Here is a 13,796-nt window from a genome sequence, read left to right as displayed (position 1 = left end):
GCTGGACCCTACGGACAGCAACAGCCTCAGCAGGGCCAACCACCCATGCCACCCCCACCGCCCATGCCCCCGCCACCCGGCCCCCCACAGGCCTGGCAGGGGACACCGGGGTACGGCGGGCAACCACCCCACGGCGCACCGCCATACGCCGCGCCGGGCGCACCGTATGCCGGGCAGCCGCCCCAGGGCGCACCGTATGGCCACCCGTCCGCCCCGCAACCGCCGCCGCCCGCGCCACCGCGGAAGAGCACAGGCCGCACCTGCCTCACCGCCTTCCTCGGCATCACCGGCGCGCTCGCGATGCTGGGCGGTGGCGCGCTGACCGCGCACGCCTACTCGAACCACAGCCAGAACATCGCCAACCGCACCGAGTACGGCGGGTCGATGTGGCGCAACGAGCCCGCCGACAAGCTCTTCCCGGACACCCTGGCGCCCAAGGAGAACTCCCAGTCCGAGAGCGCGGACCGCAAGCGCGCGCAGTGGCACCGCATCGGGATATCCGAGCAGACCGGCTGTGCCGACGGGCTGAGCGGAGCCACCGCGGCCGAGGCGAAGAAGCTCGGCTGCAAGGCCGTGCTGCGCGCCACCTACGTGGACCCGACGGGCAACACCGTTGCGACCGCGGCGCTGATCGTCCTGCCCGAGGGCGACTCCGTGAAGAACGAGATGAGCACCTTCTTCGACGCCGAGCAGGAGAAGGACGACCCGGGCCCGGGGGTGAAGGCGTACGGCGTCCCGGGCACCATCGCGGCCCGGTGGAGCGACGCGCGGTCCAACGGCTCGGCGGGGCAGTCGGCCACCGAGATGTATCTCCCCTGTGCCCTCATGGTTTCCGCCGGTGCCGTCGACGGCCGCAAGGCGGGCGAGCTGCCGGGGGAGTGGGGCAAGTACAGCTCCGACGCCGAGCAGGACCGCGCGCCATGGCGGGGCGCCGCCACCGGCCTCGTCGACGCCCTGAACATGCACCTCGGTGATCTGCTGTTGGAGGAGACCTCATGAGCGTCCGGCGACACACCGGCGTACGCCTCGGCACGGCCATGACGGCGACCGTCCTCAGCTCGGTGCTGGGCGTGGCGGCCGCGCCGCCCGCGGCCGCTGCCAACCCCACCCCCACCAGCTGGGAGGCGAAGGCGCTCGGCCTGGCGTCGGCGCAGAGCACCGCGCAGGGCGAGGGCATCAAGGTCGCGGTACTCGACACCGGCGTCATGACCAACCACGTGGCGCTGAACGGCAAGGTGACCACCGGCCCCGACTTCCTCAAGGACGGTCTGCGGCCCGGCGATCCGCGCTGGGGCGGCCATGGCACCGCGATGGCCTCGGACGTCCTCAAGGTGGCTCCGAAAGCGAGCATCCTGTCGGTCCGGGTGATCGACGACAAGGAGGAACACGATCCCGAGGACTGGAAGCAGGGGCCCAGCCCGGTCGGCCAGGGCATCGACTACGCGGTCGACCACGGCGCCGATGTGATCTCCATGTCGCTCGGTGGCGAGATGTTCGGCGACAGCGTCGACGAGGACGAGGTCGATGCCCTCGCCCGGGCGGCCCAGAAGGGCATTCCGGTCATCGCCTCGGCGGGCAACGACGGCGACATGTTCAACGACGCCTCGTACCCGGCGGGCTACCCGGGTGTGATCGCCGTGGCCGCCACCCAGCAGAACGGCAGCCGCGCCGAGTTCTCCACGGTACGGACGTACAACTCGGTGGCCGCACCCGGTGTGGCCATCGTGAGCGCGAAGAACACGGGCGGCTACGAGCCGGTCAACGGCACCTCGCCCGCGGCGGCGCTCACCTCGGGCGTCGTGGCCCTGATGCTGTCGCACAACGACAAGCTGACCCCGGCCCAGGTCCGCGCCCTGCTGACGAAGACGGCGACCCATCCGGCCGGCGGGCGTAACGCGCTGGTCGGGTACGGGCCGATCAACGCCGCTGCCGCCGTCCGGGCCTCCGCGAAGCCGCCCGCCGACGGGACGGGCCCGGTGAAGTACACGGGCAAGGAGCATCTGGCCACCCCGGACGGTACGCCGAAGACCCAGCACCCGCCCCTGGAGACGGATCTGGTGACGATCGGCCTCGGCGCGGCGGGCGTGGGGCTGCTGATGGTCATCGGCGCGGTGCTGATCACCCGGGCGGGCCGCCGCCGGGCGGCCACGGCTGTCGCGGGCGCTCCACGGGGCTGATGGCTGATACGAATGTGGCGGGTGGCGAGCGCGTCTCGCCCCCCGCCACACGCGTCTCGTCTCCCCCTCAGCGCCGGGGGGTGAGCAGAGCGGTGAGCATGTCGCGCAGCCAGTCGCGCGGCGCGTCGAGATCCGGGTCGAGCAGCAGCCGTTCGGCCGCCGCGTCGTGGATCGTGAGGACCGCCGCCGTCAGCGACTCGGGGTCGCGCAGCCCGGGCGGCATGGTGTCGGGGTCGACGAAGGCGGTCACGATCGGCTGCAGCGTTTCGCGCAGCGCCTCGCGGTGCCGGATCAGGGCGGCCGCGGTGTCCGGGTCGCGCGCCGCGTACAGCATGAAGTCGGTGCGTACGAGGACCCAGGTGCGGTCGATGAGCAGCGCGCTCACCACCCGGTCCAGCAGGACCGCCAGCCCCTCGTCGGGGGTGGCGCCGTCCAGCGCGTCCCGTACCTGGGCCGTCACCAGCGCGGCCTGCCGCTCGTAGAGCGCGAAGAACAGCTCGTCGAGGCTGTCGAAGTTGGAGTAGAAGGCGCCGCGCGTGTACCCGGCGGCCTCGCAGATCTCCTCGATCCCCGCGCGGCCGAAGCCGCGCTCGGCGAAGACCGTGAGCGCCGCGGCCAGCAGCCGTTCCCGGGTCTCGGCCCGGCGCCTGGTGACGCGGGTGGGGGTGCCGTCCGCGCGTCGTCCGCTGCGCAGCGCCCGGCGGTCGACTGCGCTGTTACTGGCTTCCGTCATGCGCTCCATCCTAGTTCGATACACTCGTGTATCCGATACGATTGTGTATCGAACTCGTCGGTGATTGAGGAAGTGCGGATCAGTGAGCCAGGTGGATACGGACGACACGCAGACCCCGGTGGCGCGGAGCGGGGAGTCGGACGCGGACCAGTCGGGAGGCGAGGGCGCGGCGCGCCGGGGATGGTGGTCCCGGCTGCGCGGCGCGGTCCCGGCGCGCATCGCGGCGATGCTCGTCGGCGCGCTGCTGCTGCAACTGGGATTCGTCCTGTCGTACGTGGGCGCGTTCCATCACCCCGAGCCGCACCGCATTTCGATCGCGGTCGCGGCACCGGAGCGGATGGCCCCGGGCGCGGTGAAGAAGCTCAACGAGATCCCCGGCCACCCGCTGAAGGCCACCGCCACCGATGAGGCCACGGCCCGCGAGCGACTGCGTACGGGGGAGATCAGCGGCGCGCTCATCGTGAAGCCCGGCTCCCGCACCGACACCCTCCTGACCGCCGGTGCCGGTGGCGCCTCCACGGCCACCGCGCTGGAGACGGTGATCACGAAGGCCGAGAAGGCTCAGGGCCGCGCCGCGTCCGTCGTCGACGCCTTCCCCGCGCAGGCCGGTGACGCCCGGGGCTTGAGCAGCTTCTACCTGGTGGTGGGCTGGACCGTGGGCGGCTATCTGTTCGCCGCGCTGCTGGGCATGTCCCTCGGCGCCCGCCCGGCCACCGCGCGCGGCGCCGGACGGCGACTGCTGGCGGCCGTGCCCTACGCGGTGCTGTCCGGCCTGGGCGGCGCGGCGATCGTGGGTCCGCTGCTCGGAGCGCTGAACGGCCACTTCCTCGCCCTGTCGGCGATCGGAGCGCTGGTCGTCTTCGGCGCGGCCGCCATGACGATCGCCTTCCAGGTGCTCTTCGGTGTCCTGGGCATCGGCGTCACGATCCTGCTGTTCGTGGTCCTCGGCAACCCCAGCGCCGGTGGCGCGTACGGCCCCGAGCTGCTGCCCCCGTTCTGGCGGGCGCTGAGCCCCGCGCTGCCCAACGGCGCCGCCACCCATGCCGTGCGCCACATCATGTACTTCTCCGGCCACGGCATCACCGCCAACCTGGCGGTGCTGGCCGCCTACGCCCTCGGCGGCGCGCTGGTCAGCGTCTTCGGCGTCACCCTGTTCCGCCGTCGGCGCGCAGCAGTCGCCGCCGCATGACCAGCCACCCGCGGCCGAACGCCGGAAGCGCGACCGCCCAGGTCAGCACGGGCGGCGCGGCGCTGCCGGTGGCCGCGTGCACGGCCACCGTGCTGGCCAGTCACCCGGCCGTGGCGCCCACCAGCCCGGCGAGCAGCGAGCCGAGCCGGGCCGGTGCCCGGCTCTCCGGCGGGGTGGCCAGCCACAGCACCAGCGTGGCCAGCAGGAGGGCGAGCGCGCCGAGCAGGGCGATGAGGGCGGGCACCACGGGAGGCGGCAGGAACGGGACGTCGTACGCGAAGCTCTGGATCGCGGCGAGCACCATGAGGACCGCGCCGAGGAACGCGCTCTGCAGCAGATTGACCTTGCTCTGCCGCTGCTGCGCGGCGGCCTCCCGGCGCTGCGTCAGCTCCCGGCGCCGCTGGAGGGCGTGTTCCGACGCGACCGTCAGGGCCGTCAGCGCGTCCCGGGCCCGTTCCCGGTCCGCCTCCAGATAGACCAGGCCGTCGCCCAGCCGCTGGACGAACCAGGCGGCCAGCGCGAGGTCTTCGGCGAACGGGCCGTGGCCGCCCTCGGGGACGCCCGCGGCGTCCCGCTGGGCGCGCAGGTTGGCCTCGGCGACGCGGACGGTGGCGCGCATCTCCCTGAGCCTGGTGATCCACTGGGTGAGGCCCGTGGAGCCCGCGGTGAGTGACAGCAACTGGACGCGCCACCGCGCGAGTTCCTCGCCGCGGTCCTGGGTGTGCCCGTCGTCGGCGGTGTCCCGGCGGCCGGGAGGGCTCAGTCGCCGTGGGTGACGCGGATCTTGGACTGGCCGTGTGGAAGCTCCTCCCAGTCCTCCATGAAGCGGGCCGCCAGACCGTGTTTCCCGGCGAGGTCGATGAGGGTTTCGGTGCGGTAGTAGAAGTCCTCCCGCAGGACCTGGTGCTCCTTGCCCTCGGTGCGGTCGAAGGTGAAGTCGAACCAGCCGCCCGGCGCCAGCACACGGCCGACGTTGGCCAGGCACTCGTCGATGACCGGCAGCGGGGAGTGGGAGAACACGCTGTGGGCGTGGACGACGTCGAAGTGCGCCTCGGGCAGAAAACGCAGAGTGAGGTCGCGGACGGGGGTGAGGGTGGGAAGCCGGTCCTGCAGCTCGGTGTGGACCAGGGTGTCCTGCGCGGCGACCAGGATGTCGGGGGAGATGTCGACGCCGTAGTAGTGGCCGGGTTCGAGGTGGCGGATGAAGCGCCATCCCGCGCGCAGATTGCCGCAGCCGATCTCCAGCATGCGGTGCTCGGGGCGCAGACCGTGCTTCACCAGGTAGTCGAACTGCATCGCGCCCAGCGCCAGCCACCGCTCCCGGGTGCGGCCGCCGACCGCCGCGTCGGCGCTGGCACGGGTGTCGGAACGCATCACGGCGCGGTAGTAGGAGACGTGGTCCGGCCAGCGGTAGCGCAGCCAGGCGTCCCGGGTGGCCCGCACCAGATGGCGCGGTACGCGCTCGGGGTGACGGAGCGCGTACGAGACACGGTGGCCGAGGCTGGCACGGTTGACGGTGACGTTCTTGGCGGGCATGAAGGGTCCTTTCCACGGGAGGCGGGGTGTGTGTCGCTGGCCCCGGACTTCAGCCTCCGTGCGGGTGACGGCCGTCGGCGTCGGCAGACCGGCCACCGGCCGGAGGCGGTTCGGGCGACGGCGGGGTCAACCGATCGGATGATGCGGAGCGCGGTACGGCGTAATAGGACTGGCTGTAGAGGGCTGGCTCGAGGACGGGCCAGGGGACGGCGAGGCAGTGAGGGGTGCGGCGATGCGGAGCGGTCCGGCGGGGGAGGGCGAATGGGTCGATCCGGACGCCCGGTGGCTCCGGGCTGTACTGGACGGGGCGTTCCTCCTGCTGCTCGGTTCGTCACTGATCCGCTTCCTGACCCGCGATCAGGGCCGGACGCACACCGGATATGCCGTCGCCCTGTTCATCGCCTTCGGGCTGCTGTATGTGCTCGGACGGCTGCTGGCCCCCGCGCCACCCCCCGGCGCCCGGCCGAGCGCACGGCATCTGGCCTGGCTGGGTGCGGTGTCGGTGGTCTGGGCCGGACTACTGGGCCTCGCCCCGAGCGCCACGTGGTGTGCCATGCCGCTCCTGTTCACCGGGCTGCAGACGCTGCCCGTACGCGTCGCGGTGCCGCTGGCGGCCGTGCTCACCGTGGCGGTCGTCGCCACCGAGCTGCGACTGTCCCACCAGGGGCTCAACCCGAATGTGGTGGTCGCCCCGCTCGCCATCAGCGCCGTCGCCACCGCCGTGCTGGTCCATCTGCAGCGCCAGGCGGCCCGGCAGCGCGTCCTGATCGACGACCTGGTCCGCACCCGCCGCGATCTGGCCGCCACCGAGCGGCGGGCGGGCATCCTCGCGGAACGGCAGCGGCTGGCCAGCGAGATCCACGACACCCTCGCGCAGGGCCTGTCCAGCCAGGGGATGCTGCTCCAGGCCGCCGACCGCACCTGGGAGACAGACCCCGACGCGGCCCGCCGCCATGTGCGGGACGCGGCCGGGATCGCGGCCCGCGGCCTCGCCGAGGCCCGCCGGTTCGTCCATGACCTGGCCCCCGCCGACCTCGCCTGCCGCACCCTCGCCGAGGCGCTGGGCGCCCTCGCCGACCGCGAGTGCGGCGACGGGCTGACCGTCGGCTTCCGGCTCGACGGTGTGCCGGGCCCGGTACCGGAGCGGGTCGAGGCCGCGCTGCTGCGCATCGCCCAGGGCGCCCTGGCCAACGTGCGGGAACACGCCTGGGCGACCCGGGCCGCCCTCACCCTGACCTGGCTGGACGACCAGATCTCCCTGGACATCGCCGACAACGGCCGCGGCTTCGACCCCGAGCGCCCCCGGGCGGCGGACACCGGCCGGGAGCGGGGCCACGGGCTGCCCGCCATGCGGGTGCGGGCCCGCCAGCTCGGGGGCACACTCACCATCGAATCCACCCGGGGGGAGGGCACCGTCGTATCGGCCGCCGTCCCCCTCGCCGCCCCCGCCACCTGACGCCCCCAGCCACCCGCCCACGGAGGACCGCCGCACCATGACCGCGACCGACGCCACCCCGCCCATCCGGCTGCTGTTGTGCGACGACCACGCCGTGGTGCGCGCCGGGCTGCTCGCGCTGCTGTCCAGCACCGCGGGGATCGAGGTGGTCGGCGAGGCGGGCAGTGGCGAGGAGGCGCTCGCCATGGCCGCGCGCGTACGCCCCGATGTGGTGCTCATGGACCTCCAGCTCGGCGACGGCATGGACGGGGTGGAAGCCACCCGGCGACTGGCCACCGGCGCGGGGCCGGAGCCGGGGACACCGGCCCCGCGGGTGCTGGTGCTCACCATGTTCGACACCGACGCCGACATCGCCCGGGCCATCGAGGCGGGCGCCACCGGCTATCTGCTCAAGGCCGAGCGGCCGGAGGAGCTGTTCGCGGCGATACGGAACGCGGCGGCCGGGCGCACCGCACTGTCGGCGCCGGTCGCCGACCGGCTGATGGCCCAGATGCGCACGCCCCGCCCCACCCTCTCCGAACGGGAGCGGGACATCCTCCAGCAGCTCGCCCGGGGGCTGGGAAACCGGGAGATCGCCCGCGCCCTGTTCATCAGCGAGGCCACGGTGAAGACCCACCTGGGGCGGATCTACGGCAAGCTGGGCGTGGACACCCGGGCGGGCGCGGTCGCCGTCGCCACCGAGCGGCGGCTGCTGGGCTGATCCCTCCGACACATCCCCTCACCCCGTCCGACCCGACACATCGGATGTTCCGCTCCCGCGTGGGGTGGCCTTCGCCGGGCCCGCCCGGACGGGGTACGGCACCCGGTCCCCGGCCCGTCGGAGCGCCCGCGACGAGCGCGAAGAGACATCCCAACTATGGCTGGCCGCCAGGGGGCGATCGCCAGGGAAATAGGGCCGTACGACGCCTTGACACCCCAATACATCGGATGTTCTGATGCCGATGCGTCCTGGTAAATGGGACCGGCCGAAGGAGTCACCGTGGGTCGGATCAACGCCTTACCCGGTATCTGACTTTCCTCATTCCGTCTCGCCCCCCCTCGCCGCGATCCGCGGCCTTCTCTCCAGCATCCGTACGCGCATTCCGTACGCGCATTCCGTACGCGCACCTCGTACGGGCATTCCGTACGCGCCTTCCGTGCTGCCGGAGTACGTCCATGTGAGCACGCAAATTGAAGTGGACACTGCTATGAAAAGACGACTCCTCGTGAGTGCCACCGCGGCTGCCGCCGCATTGGGCCTCACGTTGTCGGGATGCTCCTCCAGCGGCGGCACGTCGGGCCAGTCGAAGGACAAGCTCACCTGGTCGATGTGGATCGCCGGTTCGGCGGACAAGGCGGCCTGGCAGAAGGTCGCCAACGCGGTCAAGAAGGACGGCGGCGCGAAGGTCACCATTCAGGGGGCGCCGTTCGAGGATTACTTCACCAAGCTCCGCACCCAGCTGAGCACGGGCAGCGCCCCGTGCATCGTCAGCATGCAGAGCCTCCGCGCGGCGAACTACACGGACGTCCTCCTGCCGCTCGACTCCCTCGCGAAGAAGCAGGGCGTCGACCTGTCGCAGTTCGACACCACCGCGCTCGACGCCCTGAAGGTCGACGGGAAGATCTACGCCCTGCCCTACGACACCGGCCCCATGCTGCTGTTCTACAACAAGGACCTGTTCAAGCAGGTGGGCGCGAAGGCACCCGAGCCGGGCTGGACGGTGAAGGAGTTCGAGGCCGCCGCGGCGAAGTTCAAGGCCGCGGGGAAGAAGATATTCGGCTCGGCGATCGGGGACATGAACCTCGAGTCGATGATCCTCGGTTACAACGGCGGCCGCGTCATCAAGGACGACGGCACGCTCGACCCGTCGGACCCGAAGTTCGCCAAGGGCTTCGACTACCTCGGGTCGCTCGTGAAGAACGGCTGGGCCACCCAGGCGAGTTCGGACACCTCGACCGCGTCCAACGACTTCGTGGCCAAGAAGGTGGGCATGTACCCCGACGGCCCCTGGTCGCTGCTCGACCGGAAGGGCAAGGCCAAGTTCGACATCGGGATCACGACCATCCCCGTCGGCACGGCCGGTGCCACCCCGTCCACCTACTCGGCGGGCTCCGGCTTCGGCGTCTCCAAGCAGTGCAAGTACCCCGACCAGGCCTTCGAAGCGGTCAAGACGATGACGAGCCAGAAGGTGCTGACAGGGCTGGCGGAGCAGGGGCGCGCCTTCCCCGGCCGCACTGCGGCGCAGCAGGCGTGGTACGACAACGCGAACATCGCGGGCGTCGAGACCGTCCTCAAGGCGGCGCAGAAGGCGTCGACGCCGCTGCCCGGGAACAAGCAGAGCGACCAGCTCCAGCAGCTCTTCTTCCAGTACGGGATCCAGGCCGTGAACGGGCAGCAGTCGGGTGCGCAGACGATGAAGTCGATCGCGGGACAGCTCCAGAAGTGAGCTGGCCGACCGGGAGGTGCCGGCCGGTGCGGAGTTCCCGCCGCACCGGGATCCGCCGGTACCTCCCGGCCACCGGGACGAGAGAGGTCAGGAAATGACGGAATCGGTGTCCCAGCCACCGCTCGCGTCGACGTCGCCCGTTCCTCCCGGGGCGGCGTCCGCGGTGCCGGCGGCCGGTACGGGTGCCGCCGACGTGGTGGTCGCGGCAAGGGAGGGACCGAAACACAAGGCGGGACGGCAGACCGGGGAGCGGTCGGGACGGCGGCAGATCGGGCGGCGCTCGTGGTGGGGCGCCGTGTTCGCCACTCCCCACTCGCTCGGGCTGGCGATCTTCACGGTCGTCCCGATCGTCGCCTCCCTCGTCGTGAGCTTCATGAACTGGCCGATGCTCGGCGAGCACTCCTGGACCGGCCTCGGCAACTACCGCAAGCTCTTCTCGGACCAGATCTTCTGGGCCGTGGCACGGAACACCGTCGAGTACGTGGTCCTCTATGTGCCGCTGAATCTCGTGGTCTCGCTCGGACTCGCGGCCTGGCTGACACCGCGGATCCGGCACCGGCACGTTTTCCGGGTGCTGTTCTTCATTCCGACGATCACGCCGCTGGTGGCGAACGTCGTCGTGTGGCGGATGCTCTACCAGCCCGATGGCCTGATCGACGCGACGATGCAGTCGACGCTCGGGGTGAACGCGCCCAATTTCCTCGCGGACGGCACCTGGGCCATGGTCGCGGTGGTCGCGATGAGCGTCTGGGCGGGTTTCGGCTACAATATGCTGATCTTCTCCGCCGCTCTCGACGCGGTGCCGGAAAACCTGCTCGAGGCCGCCCAGATCGACGGCGCGAGCGTGTGGCAGGTCTTCTGGCGCATCAAATTCCCGGCCATTTCCCCGTCGATCTTCTTCGCGACGATGATGACGCTCATCACCTCGTTCCAGGTGTTCACCCAGCCGTTCCTGCTGACCAAGGGCGGCCCGGGGACGGAGACCGAGACGCTCGTGCAGTACATCTACAACACCGGCTTCCAGACCCAGCAGCTCGGGCTCGCCTCGGCGGGCGCCTGGGTGCTCTTCGTGATCATTCTCGGCATTACGGCGGTCCAGTTCCTCGGCCAGAAGCGTTGGGTGCACTATGAGTAGCGACACTCGGGCGACGAAGGCTGTTTCGCGGACCCGGCAGGCCATCGGCTACGTGCTTCTGTGTCTGATCGCGCTGGCGTTCATGGCACCGCTCATCTACATGGTGGCCACCAGCCTCAAGCCCGAGGCCGACACCTTCACCACGCCGCCGACGCTCTGGGGCTCGGAGCTCCGCTGGCAGAACTTCGCGGACGTCTTCAGCTATCTGCCGTTCCAGCGGTTCATCCTGAACGGCGTGTTCGTCGCCGCCGTCGGCACCGCCATCAACGTCGCGGTCGCGGCGTTCAGCGGATACGCCTTCTCGCGCCTTCGCTGGCGCGGCCGGAACGTCGTCTTCGTCCTCTTCCTGGCGACGCTGATGATCCCGCAGGACGTTCTCATCATCCCGATGTACGTGATGATGCAGAACTTCGGATGGGTGGACACCTTCCAGGCGCTCATCATCCCGTGGGCGTTCACCGCGCTGGGCGCCTTCCTGCTCCGGCAGTTCTTCCTGACCGTGCCGCAGGAACTGGACGACGCCGCCCGCGCCGACGGGGCGGGGACGGTGCGGACCTTCATCGCCGTGATGCTGCCGCTGGCCCGCCCGACGCTGGCCGTGCTGGCCGTCTTCACGTTCATCAGCTACTGGAACTCCTTCCTGTGGCCCCTGGTCGTCGTCAACGATGTGAACGCCCGCGCGACCATCCCCCTCGGTCTCCAGGCGTTCTTCGGCCAGCAGGGCACTCAGTGGAGCCTCGTCATGGCGGCGTCGGTGATTTCCATGCTGCCGACCGTGATCCTCCTGGTACTCCTCCAGAAGCACCTCGTCCGCGGCATCGTCACCAGCGGCCTCGGCGGCCGCTGAACCACAGCCCTTCCCGAAAGGAATCCGCTTTAATGGCCATCCCCGCCTGGTTCACCGAGGACCGCTTCGGCATGTTCGTCCACTGGGGCCTCTACGCACTGCCCGCCCGCCACGAGTGGGTGAAGAACCGCGAGCGGATCACGGACGAGGACTACGACCGCTACTTCCGCCACTTCGAACCGGACCTCTACGACCCCCGTGAGTGGGCGCGGTCCGCCAAGCGCGCCGGAATGAAGTACGTGGTGCTCACCACGAAGCACCACGACGGCTTCTGCCTGTGGGACTCGAAGCTGACGGACTACACCTCGATGCACACCCCCATCGGCAAGGACCTGGTCCGTGAGTTCGTCGACGCCGTGCGCGCCGAGGGGCTGCGCGTGGGCTTCTACCACTCGCTCATCGACTGGCACCACCCCGACTTCGTCATCGACGGCCTCCACCCGCGCCGCGACGACCCGCCGGAGGAGATCGCGCGGCTCAACGAGGGCCGTGACATGGCCCGGTACCGTGCGTACCTGCACGGTCAGGTCGAGGAGCTGCTGACCGACTACGGCCGCATCGACTACCTCTTCTACGACTTCTCGTACAAGCGCGGCAGGCACAGCGAGGTGTTCAACGCCAAGGGCGCCGACGAGTGGGGCTCGGAAGAACTCCTCGCGCTCACCCGCCGCCTCCAGCCCGGGATCATCGTCAACGACCGGCTCGAAATCCCCGGTGACCTCGTCACCCCGGAGCAGTACCAGCCCGACAAGGCCATGGAGGTCGACGGCGAGCCGGTGGTCTGGGAGGCGTGCCAGACCCTCAACGGCAGCTGGGGCTACGACCGCGACAACCTCAACGTCAAGAGCGTCGAACTCCTGCTCCGGATGCTCATCGACGGCGTCGCCAAGAACGGCAACATGTTGCTGAACGTCGGGCCCACCGGGCGCGGCGAGCTGGACCCGGTCGCCGTCACCACGCTGGAGGGCATCGGGGAGTGGATGTCCCGCCACAACCGCTCGATCTACGGCGCCGGGCCCTCCGCACACCGCGCCCCGGTCGACACCCGCTACACCCAGCGCGGCAACCGCCTCTACCTCCACCTCTTCTCCTGGCCGTTCACCCATGTGCACCTGCCCGACCTGGGAGGCAAGGTCGAGTACGCGCAGTTCCTGCACGACGCGTCCGAGATCCACTACCGCGAGATCGACCCGTCGGCCACCGCCCAGAACACCACCCTCGGCGGCCAGCCCCCGGGCACCCTGACCCTGTCCCTGCCGGTGGTCCGGCCGGATGTCGCGGTGCCGGTCGTGGAACTCTTCCTGCGCGACGGCGCCTGACGGCTCCTGGGCGAGCCCGCCGCGCGTCCGGCGGCGGGCTCGCCCGAGGGTGCGTGGCCTACAGCTCCAGCACGGCGTGCACCGGCAGGTGGTCGCTGGGGAACTGGCCACCGGAGGAGTAGGTGTTGATGGCGGCGTAGCGGGTCCGTACGCCCGGTGAGGTGAGGATCCAGTCGATCCGGTCCCCGTCCGGGACCAGCGGCTTGTAGCCGTGGAAGGTCGCGTACAGCTTGCTACGCCGGTCGGCGGCGTCCCACGCGTCGGTGAGCGAGCCGCCGTCCAGCATCGTGTCGTAGACCGGGTTGCGGTGGGCGGCCACGTTGAAGTCACCGGTGACGACGCGGGGGAGGGCCGGGTCGAGACCGCCCAGCCGCTCGGTGATCAGCCCGGCGGCGCGCTCCCGGGCGTACTGGCTGAGATGGTCGAGATGGGTGTTGAGCGCGTAGAACTGCCGGTCGGTGGCCCGGTCCTGGAAGCGCACCCAGGTGACCATGCGCACCACGGCGCCGCCCCAGGTGTTGGAGCCGATCACATACGGGGTGTCGGACAGCCAGAAGTGGTCGAACTCCAGCGGCTCCAGCCGTCTCGTGTCGTAGAAGACGGCCATGAACTCATCGCGGCTGCCACCCGCCCGGCCCATGCCCAGCCAGTCGTAGCGCGGGCCGAGGTCGGCGGCGATGTCGCGCAGCTGGCCGTACAGCCCCTCCTGGGTGCCCAGCAGATGCGGCTCGGCGCGGCGCAGCAGCTCCCGCATGACGGGGCGCCGCCGCGCCCAGGTGTTGGGCGCGGTGTCGCTGGCGTAGCGCAGGTTGAAGGTCATGGTGTGCAGCTGTGAACCGGCCACGGGGACGGCCGAGCCGTCCCCGGTGGTGTCGGCCCGGGCCTCCGGCTGGGTGGCGAGCGGAAGTCCGAGGGCTGCGGCGGCCGCGGCGCGCATACCGTGGCGACGGCTGAAGAGCGGTGCGGGCATGGCTCCTC

At 70.9% G+C, this 13,796-nt stretch carries 13 protein-coding genes; 9 read left to right on the top strand and 4 right to left on the bottom strand.

The features are described 5' to 3' along the window. Nucleotides 1-63: 63 nt before the first annotated feature. Both ACZ6CL_RS31380 and ACZ6CL_RS31375 read left to right on the top strand, forming a co-directional pair. On the top strand, nucleotides 64-999 hold the full coding sequence (locus tag ACZ6CL_RS31380) for a hypothetical protein (protein ID WP_468941815.1): 936 nt from the start codon (nucleotides 64-66) through the stop codon (nucleotides 997-999). Next, nucleotides 996-2,177 carry a S8 family peptidase gene (locus ACZ6CL_RS31375; RefSeq protein ID WP_468941813.1) on the top strand — a complete coding sequence of 394 codons (1,182 nt, stop codon included), beginning with the start codon at nucleotides 996-998 and terminating at the stop codon, nucleotides 2,175-2,177. The genes ACZ6CL_RS31380 and ACZ6CL_RS31375 overlap by 4 nt, the downstream gene beginning before the upstream one ends. Before the next feature lie 67 nt (nucleotides 2,178-2,244). Here ACZ6CL_RS31375 and ACZ6CL_RS31370 read toward each other — a convergent pair whose 3' ends face one another. Beyond that, the gene (locus ACZ6CL_RS31370) at nucleotides 2,245-2,910 is read right to left on the bottom strand and encodes a TetR/AcrR family transcriptional regulator (RefSeq protein ID WP_468941811.1); all 666 of its coding nucleotides are present in this window, start codon (nucleotides 2,908-2,910) and stop codon (nucleotides 2,245-2,247) included. 82 nt (nucleotides 2,911-2,992) lie between these two features. Here ACZ6CL_RS31370 and ACZ6CL_RS31365 point away from each other — a divergent pair, with 82 nt between their 5' ends. Then, a complete protein-coding gene (locus tag ACZ6CL_RS31365; protein WP_468941808.1) occupies nucleotides 2,993-4,099 on the top strand; it encodes a DUF3533 domain-containing protein in 1,107 nt (368 codons plus the stop codon). Between the two features lie 100 nt (nucleotides 4,100-4,199). On the opposite strand, the gene ACZ6CL_RS31360 is transcribed toward ACZ6CL_RS31365, so the two are convergent. Then, nucleotides 4,200-4,862: a CATRA conflict system CASPASE/TPR repeat-associated protein gene (locus ACZ6CL_RS31360; RefSeq protein WP_468941876.1), complete on the bottom strand. Its 663-nt coding sequence runs from the start codon at nucleotides 4,860-4,862 to the stop codon at nucleotides 4,200-4,202. Continuing rightward, nucleotides 4,859-5,635: a class I SAM-dependent methyltransferase gene (locus tag ACZ6CL_RS31355; protein WP_468941805.1), complete on the bottom strand. Its 777-nt coding sequence runs from the start codon at nucleotides 5,633-5,635 to the stop codon at nucleotides 4,859-4,861. Before ACZ6CL_RS31355 ends, ACZ6CL_RS31360 begins: the two co-directional genes overlap by 4 nt. A 232-nt stretch (nucleotides 5,636-5,867) precedes the next feature. On the opposite strand from ACZ6CL_RS31355, the gene ACZ6CL_RS31350 reads away from it, so the two are divergent. The 6 genes from ACZ6CL_RS31350 to ACZ6CL_RS31325 all read left to right on the top strand — a co-directional run bounded on the left by ACZ6CL_RS31350 (nucleotide 5,868) and on the right by ACZ6CL_RS31325 (nucleotide 12,818). After that, nucleotides 5,868-7,091, top strand: coding sequence for a sensor histidine kinase (locus ACZ6CL_RS31350; RefSeq protein WP_468941803.1), 1,224 nt, complete (start codon nucleotides 5,868-5,870; stop codon nucleotides 7,089-7,091). Nucleotides 7,092-7,128: 37 nt separating this feature from the next. Further along, nucleotides 7,129-7,791: a response regulator gene (locus ACZ6CL_RS31345; protein ID WP_468941800.1), complete on the top strand. Its 663-nt coding sequence runs from the start codon at nucleotides 7,129-7,131 to the stop codon at nucleotides 7,789-7,791. A 505-nt stretch (nucleotides 7,792-8,296) separates the two neighbouring features. Continuing rightward, complete coding sequence (locus ACZ6CL_RS31340; protein ID WP_468941798.1) at nucleotides 8,297-9,517, top strand: ABC transporter substrate-binding protein; 1,221 nt, start codon at nucleotides 8,297-8,299, stop codon at nucleotides 9,515-9,517. A 16-nt stretch (nucleotides 9,518-9,533) separates the two neighbouring features. Further along, nucleotides 9,534-10,652: a carbohydrate ABC transporter permease gene (locus ACZ6CL_RS31335; protein WP_468941795.1), complete on the top strand. Its 1,119-nt coding sequence runs from the start codon at nucleotides 9,534-9,536 to the stop codon at nucleotides 10,650-10,652. After that, entirely contained in the window at nucleotides 10,645-11,499 is an 855-nt protein-coding gene (locus tag ACZ6CL_RS31330) for a carbohydrate ABC transporter permease (RefSeq protein WP_468941793.1), read from the top strand. The genes ACZ6CL_RS31335 and ACZ6CL_RS31330 overlap by 8 nt, the downstream gene beginning before the upstream one ends. Further along, entirely contained in the window at nucleotides 11,382-12,818 is a 1,437-nt protein-coding gene (locus ACZ6CL_RS31325; RefSeq protein WP_468941790.1) for an alpha-L-fucosidase, read from the top strand. The genes ACZ6CL_RS31330 and ACZ6CL_RS31325 overlap by 118 nt, the downstream gene beginning before the upstream one ends. Nucleotides 12,819-12,876: 58 nt before the next feature. Here ACZ6CL_RS31325 and ACZ6CL_RS31320 read toward each other — a convergent pair whose 3' ends face one another. Then, nucleotides 12,877-13,788, bottom strand: a complete 912-nt coding sequence (locus ACZ6CL_RS31320; protein ID WP_468941787.1) for an endonuclease/exonuclease/phosphatase family protein — start codon at nucleotides 13,786-13,788, stop codon at nucleotides 12,877-12,879. Nucleotides 13,789-13,796 lie beyond the last annotated feature (8 nt).

It is taken from the genome of Streptomyces sp. NPDC041200 (assembly GCF_055591805.1).
The sequence above is the reverse complement of the archived record's forward strand: the minus strand, read 5'-3'. Positions and strand labels throughout refer to the sequence as shown.

What these genes read in the sequence shown, in the direction of transcription:
- ACZ6CL_RS31380 (WP_468941815.1), top strand. Translation starts at nt 64, where the DNA reads ATGCCCCCGCCACCCGGCCCCCCACAGGCCTGGCAGGGGACACCGGGG.
- ACZ6CL_RS31375 (WP_468941813.1), top strand. Translation starts at nt 996, where the DNA reads ATGAGCGTCCGGCGACACACCGGCGTACGCCTCGGCACGGCCATGACG.
- ACZ6CL_RS31370 (WP_468941811.1), bottom strand. Translation starts at nt 2,910, where the DNA reads ATGACGGAAGCCAGTAACAGCGCAGTCGACCGCCGGGCGCTGCGCAGC.
- ACZ6CL_RS31355 (WP_468941805.1), bottom strand. Translation starts at nt 5,635, where the DNA reads ATGCCCGCCAAGAACGTCACCGTCAACCGTGCCAGCCTCGGCCACCGT.
- ACZ6CL_RS31350 (WP_468941803.1), top strand. Translation starts at nt 5,868, where the DNA reads ATGCGGAGCGGTCCGGCGGGGGAGGGCGAATGGGTCGATCCGGACGCC.
- ACZ6CL_RS31345 (WP_468941800.1), top strand. Translation starts at nt 7,129, where the DNA reads ATGACCGCGACCGACGCCACCCCGCCCATCCGGCTGCTGTTGTGCGAC.
- ACZ6CL_RS31330 (WP_468941793.1), top strand. Translation starts at nt 10,645, where the DNA reads ATGAGTAGCGACACTCGGGCGACGAAGGCTGTTTCGCGGACCCGGCAG.
- ACZ6CL_RS31320 (WP_468941787.1), bottom strand. Translation starts at nt 13,788, where the DNA reads ATGCCCGCACCGCTCTTCAGCCGTCGCCACGGTATGCGCGCCGCGGCC.